A 5,460-nucleotide genomic window follows, 5' to 3' on the forward strand; every position below is an offset into this window, starting at 1 on the left:
GCGCGGCGCCGTTCGCTCGCGCCGCTCGAGCCCGTCAGCGGGCGCGCCCGCGTGCTGCTGGGCCTCGGCTTCTTCGTGGCCTTCGTGCTCGTGTGGTCCGTTGCCACGCTGGGCGGCTTCGTGCCGCCGACCTTCCTGGCCAGCCCCGTGACCATGCTGAAGGAAGGCTGGATGCTGTTCGCCGAATTCGGCTTCATCGGCGACGTGGGCATGACCGTGTGGCGCGTGTTCGGCGGCTTCCTGCTGGCGGCCGTGCTGGCGGTGCCGCTGGGCATTGCCATGGGCACCTGGAAGGCCGTGGAGGCCTTCTTCGAGCCCTTCGTCTCGTTCTGCCGCTACCTGCCGGCCTCGGCCTTCATTCCGCTGCTCATCCTGTGGGCGGGCCTGGGCGAGATGCAGAAGCTCTTGGTGATCTTCATCGGCTCGTTCTTCCAGATCGTGCTGATGGTGGCCGTGACGGTGGGCGGCGCGCGGCGCGACCTCGTCGAGGCGGCCTACACCCTGGGTGCCAAGAGCCGCGGCATCGTGGCGCGCGTGCTCATTCCGGGCGCTGCGCCCGGCATTGCCGAGACGCTGCGCCTGGTGCTCGGCTGGGCCTGGACCTACGTGATCGTGGCGGAACTCATCGGCTCCTCGTCGGGCATCGGCCACATGATCACCGACAGCCAGGCCTTGCTCAACACCGGGCAGATCATCTTCGGGATCATCGTGATCGGCGTCATCGGGCTGGTGTCCGACTTCGCTTTCAAGGCGCTCAACCGCCGTCTCTTTGCATGGGCGGCACTGTGATGACGACCAACAACAACCAGCTTTCCATCCAGGGCGTCTCGCGCGTCTTCACCGGCACCAAGGGCCAGCGCACGCAGGCGCTGCTGCCGATCGACTTCGAGGTGCGCGAGAACGACTTCGTCACCATCCTCGGCCCCTCGGGCTGCGGCAAGTCGACGCTGCTGCGCATCGTCGCGGGGCTCGACTTCCCGACCACCGGCCAGGTGCTGCTCGACGGCGAGCGCATCGAAGGCCCGGGTGCGGACCGCGGCGTGGTGTTCCAGAGCTACACGCTCTTTCCGTGGCTCACGGTGGCGCAGAACATCCGCTTCGGCCTGCGCGAGTGCGGCATGAGCGAGGCCGACCAGAAGGAGCGCAGCGAGTTCTTCATTGCCAAGGTGGGGCTGCGCGGCTTCGAGCACCACTTTCCGAAGCAGCTCTCGGGCGGCATGCAGCAGCGCACCGCAATTGCGCGCGCGCTCGCCAACGACCCCAAGATGCTGCTGCTGGACGAGCCCTTCGGCGCGCTCGACAACCAGACCCGCGTGCTGATGCAGGAGCTCCTGCTCGGCATCTGGGAGTCGGCGCGCAAGACGGTGCTGTTCGTCACGCACGACATCGACGAGGCGATCTTCATGGCCAACCGCGTGGCGGTGTTCAGCGCGCGGCCGGGCCGCATCAAGACCGAGATCGCGGTCGACTTTCCGCATCCGCGCAGCTACACCATCAAGACCTCGCCGGAGTTCATGGAAATCAAGGCGCGGCTGACCGAAGAGATCCGCGCCGAGTCGATGGCCGCGGCCGAGCACTGACACGAGCCCCACGCCCGAAATGAAACGCGACCTGCCGTCCCTCGCGCTCTATGCGCAAGTCAAGGATCACATCTCCCGCAAGATCCAGGACGGCACCTGGCCGGCCGGCCATCGCCTGCCGTCCGAGAGCGAATTGGTCGCGCAGTTCGGCATCTCGCGCATGACGGTGAACCGCGCGCTGCGCGAGCTCATGGAGCAGGGCCGCATCGTGCGCGTGGCCGGGGTCGGCAGCTTCGTGGCCGAGAACAAGCCGCAGTCCACGCTGCTGCAGATCGCCAACATCGCGAGCGAGATCCGCCAGCGCGGGCACGACTACCGCTGCGAAATGCTCGCGGTGGAACGCCTGGCCGCCTCGCCCGACGTGGCCGCCTGGCTCGACATGCGCGCGGGCACCTCGGTGTTCCACAGCGTCTGCCTGCACCTGGAGAACGACACGCCGGTGCAGCTGGAGGAGCGCTACGTCAATCCGCTGGTCGTGCCCGATTTCCTCGAGCAGGACTTCGCCGCCGTGCCCCCCAGCGAGTACCTGGTGCGCCACGTGCCCTTCGACCAGATCGAGCACGTGGTCGACGCCGTGCTGCCCACCGCCGAGCAGGCGGCCCGGCTCGCGATGGAGCCCACCGACCCCTGCCTGCTGCTCACGCGCCGCACCTGGACGCGCAACACGCCGGTCACCTGGGTGCGCTGCCTGCATCCGGCGTCGCGCTACAGCCTGGGCAGCCGCTTCAAAGCCGACGGCAACCCCAGCTTCGGCTGACCTTTTTTTGTCACGGAAACCGAAGGTTTTCTCTCGCAACTACTTGTATAGACAGGTTCACATGCCAACAAGCAAACACACCGCCACCCCCCTGACCCTCACGCCCGGCAAGGTGGACCTTGCCATGCTGCGCCGCATCCAGGCCGGCGGCGTGCGGCTGGCGCTCGATCCTTCGGTGCAGGAGGGCATGGCGCGCGCCGAAGCGGCGGTGCGCCACATCGTCGAGAACGACCAGGTGGTCTACGGCATCAACACCGGTTTCGGCAAGCTCGCGAGCACGCGCATCGGCAACGACCACTTGGCCGAGCTGCAGCGCAACCTCGTGCTCTCGCACAGCGTGGGCACGGGCGAGCCGCTRGCCGCGCCGGTGGTGCGCATGGTGCTCGCGACCAAGGCCGTGAGCCTGGCGCGCGGCCACTCGGGCGTGCGGCCCGCGCTGGCCGAGGCGCTGCTGGCGCTGTTCAACGCGGGCGTCATGCCGCGGATTCCGTGCAAGGGCTCGGTCGGCGCCTCGGGCGACCTCGCGCCGCTCGCGCACATGGCCTGCGTGCTGATCGGCGAGGGCGAGGCCACCACGGCCGACGGCGCCGTGGTCAGCGGTGCGGAGGCCATGCGCCTCGTCGGGCTCGAACCTTTCGTGCTCGGCCCCAAGGAAGGCCTGGCGCTGCTCAATGRCACGCAGGTGTCGACCGCGCTTGCGCTCGCCGGCCTGTTCGGCGCCGAGGACGTGTTCGCTTCGGCCCTGATGTCGGGCGCGCTCTCGCTCGAAGCGATCCAGGGTTCGATCAAGCCCTTCGATGCGCGCATCCATGCCGCGCGCGGCCAGCCGGGGCAGATCGCGGTGGCGGGCGCGGTGCGCACGCTGCTCGAAGGCAGCGAGATCGTCCCTTCGCACGCCGACTGCGGCCGCGTGCAGGACCCGTATTCGGTGCGCTGCATTCCGCAGGTGATGGGCGCCTGCCTCGACAACCTCGCGCATGCCGCGCGCGTGCTGGTGATCGAGGCCAATGCCGCTTCGGACAACCCGCTGGTGTTCACCGACACCGGCGAAGTGATCTCGGGCGGCAACTTCCACGCCGAGCCGGTGGCCTTTGCGGCCGACATCATTGCGCTGGCCGTGAGCGAAGTGGGCGCGATTGCCGAGCGCCGCATCGCGCTGCTGCTCGACACCGGCCTGTCGGGCCTGCCGCCGTTCCTGGTGCGCGACGGCGGCCTGAATTCGGGCTTCATGATCGCGCAGGTCACGGCCGCGGCGCTTGCATCGGAGAACAAGTCGCTCGCGCATCCCGCGAGCGTCGACAGCCTGCCCACTTCGGCCAACCAGGAAGACCACGTGTCGATGGCCACCTTCGCGGCGCGCCGGCTCGGCGACATGGTCAACAACACGGCGGTGGTCGTCGGCATCGAAGCCATGGCTGCCGCGCAGGGCATCGAATTGAAACGCGGGCTCAAGAGCTCCCCGCTGGTCGAAGCCGAGTTCGCCAATATCCGCAAGAAGGTCGCCTTCCTCGAACGCGACCGCTACCTTGCGCCCGACATCGAAGCCATGCGCCAGTGGGCGCTGAAGGCCGAACTGCCGGCCGCGCTCTTGAACATCCTGCCCAGCCACGCCTGAACACCGAACAAGGAGAACCTCGCCATGAACGCACCCGAAAAGCTCCCGCTGCAAAACACCGACCCGCGCCACGACCCCACGCGCGTGATCCGCGCCCCGCGCGGCAGCACGCTCAACTGCAAGAGCTGGCTCACCGAGGCGCCTTACCGCATGCTGCAGAACAACCTCGACGCCGAGGTGGCCGAGCGTCCGCAGGACCTCGTGGTGTACGGCGGCATCGGCCGCGCCGCGCGCAACTGGGCCTGCTACGACCAGATCCTCGCGTCGCTGAAGGAACTGAACGACGACGAGACGCTGCTGATTCAATCGGGCAAGCCGGTCGGCGTGTTCAAGACGCATGAGAACGCGCCGCGCGTGCTGCTCGCCAACTCGAACCTCGTGCCCAAGTGGGCCAACTGGGAGCACTTCAACGAGCTCGACCGCCAGGGCCTCTTCATGTACGGCCAGATGACGGCCGGCAGCTGGATCTACATCGGCAGCCAGGGCATCGTGCAGGGCACCTTCGAAACCTTCGTCGAAGCCGGCCGCCAGCACTACAACAACAGCCTCGCGGGCAAGTGGATCCTCACGGCCGGCTTGGGCGGCATGGGCGGCGCGCAGCCGCTCGCGGCCACGCTCGCGGGCGCGGTGTCGCTCAACATCGAGTGCCAGCAGACCAGCATCGACTTCCGCCTGCGCACGCGCTATGTGGACAAGCAGGCGCGCGACATCGACCATGCGCTCGAGCTCATCCAGCAGCACTGCGACGCGAAGGAAGCCGTATCGATCGCGCTGCTCGGCAATGCGGCCGACATCCTGCCCGAGCTCGTGAAGCGCGCGAAGGCCGGCGGCATCAAGCCCGACCTCGTGACCGACCAGACCTCCGCGCACGACCTGATCAACGGCTACCTGCCCTCGGGCTGGAGCGTTGCGCAATGGCAGGCCGCGATGAAGGACGCCTCGCAGCACGATGCGCTCAAGAAGGCCGCCGCCAAGTCGTGCGCCGTGCACGTGCAGGCCATGCTCGACTTCCAGGCCATGGGCATCCCCACGGTCGACTACGGCAACAACATCCGCCAGGTCGCCTTTGACGAGGGCGTGCAGAACGCCTTCGACTTCCCGGGCTTCGTGCCGGCCTACATCCGCCCGCTGTTCTGCGAAGGCAAGGGCCCGTTCCGCTGGGTCGCGCTCTCGGGCGACCCCGAGGACATCTACAAGACCGACGCCAAGATCAAGGAGCTGTTCCCCGAGAACACCCATACGCACCGCTGGCTCGACATGGCGCGCGAGCGCATCGCCTTCCAGGGCCTGCCGGCGCGCATCTGCTGGCTGGGCCTGGGCGAGCGCCACATCGCCGGCCTGGCCTTCAACGAGATGGTGAAGAACGGCGAACTCAAGGCGCCCATCGTGATCGGCCGCGACCACCTCGACACCGGCTCGGTGGCGAGCCCCAACCGCGAGACCGAGGCCATGAAGGACGGCACCGATGCGGTGAGCGACTGGCCGCTGCTCAACGCGCTGCTCAACAC

The 5,460-nt window shown here is 68.1% G+C and carries 5 protein-coding genes; all 5 read left to right on the forward strand.

All coding sequences use genetic code 11. The features are described from left to right. Nucleotides 1-789: ABC transporter permease (locus AC1DOC_RS17295; protein ID WP_478130151.1), on the forward strand; the 789-nt coding region annotated here is incomplete at its 5' end. Then, on the forward strand, nucleotides 789-1,580 hold the full coding sequence (locus AC1DOC_RS17300; RefSeq protein WP_478080397.1) for an ABC transporter ATP-binding protein: 792 nt from the start codon (nucleotides 789-791) through the stop codon (nucleotides 1,578-1,580). The genes AC1DOC_RS17295 and AC1DOC_RS17300, both read left to right, overlap by 1 nt. 19 nt (nucleotides 1,581-1,599) lie before the next feature. Further along, entirely contained in the window at nucleotides 1,600-2,337 is a 738-nt protein-coding gene (gene hutC, locus AC1DOC_RS17305; protein ID WP_012745322.1) for a histidine utilization repressor, read from the forward strand. Between the two features lie 61 nt (nucleotides 2,338-2,398). Then, nucleotides 2,399-3,952 (forward strand): histidine ammonia-lyase, encoded by a 1,554-nt coding sequence (hutH, locus tag AC1DOC_RS17310; RefSeq protein WP_478130152.1) that lies wholly within the window; start codon nucleotides 2,399-2,401, stop codon nucleotides 3,950-3,952. A 24-nt stretch (nucleotides 3,953-3,976) separates the two neighbouring features. Then, the coding region (gene hutU, locus AC1DOC_RS17315) for a urocanate hydratase (protein ID WP_478130153.1) at nucleotides 3,977-5,460 on the forward strand (1,484 nt) is incomplete at its 3' end.

This window comes from Variovorax sp. 01T439_2 (genome assembly GCF_056398445.1).

Excerpts from the sequence above, each read along its gene's own strand:
- hutC (WP_012745322.1), top strand. The coding sequence starts at position 1,600 with ATGAAACGCGACCTGCCGTCCCTCGCGCTCTATGCGCAAGTCAAGGAT.
- AC1DOC_RS17300 (WP_478080397.1), top strand. The coding sequence starts at position 789 with ATGACGACCAACAACAACCAGCTTTCCATCCAGGGCGTCTCGCGCGTC.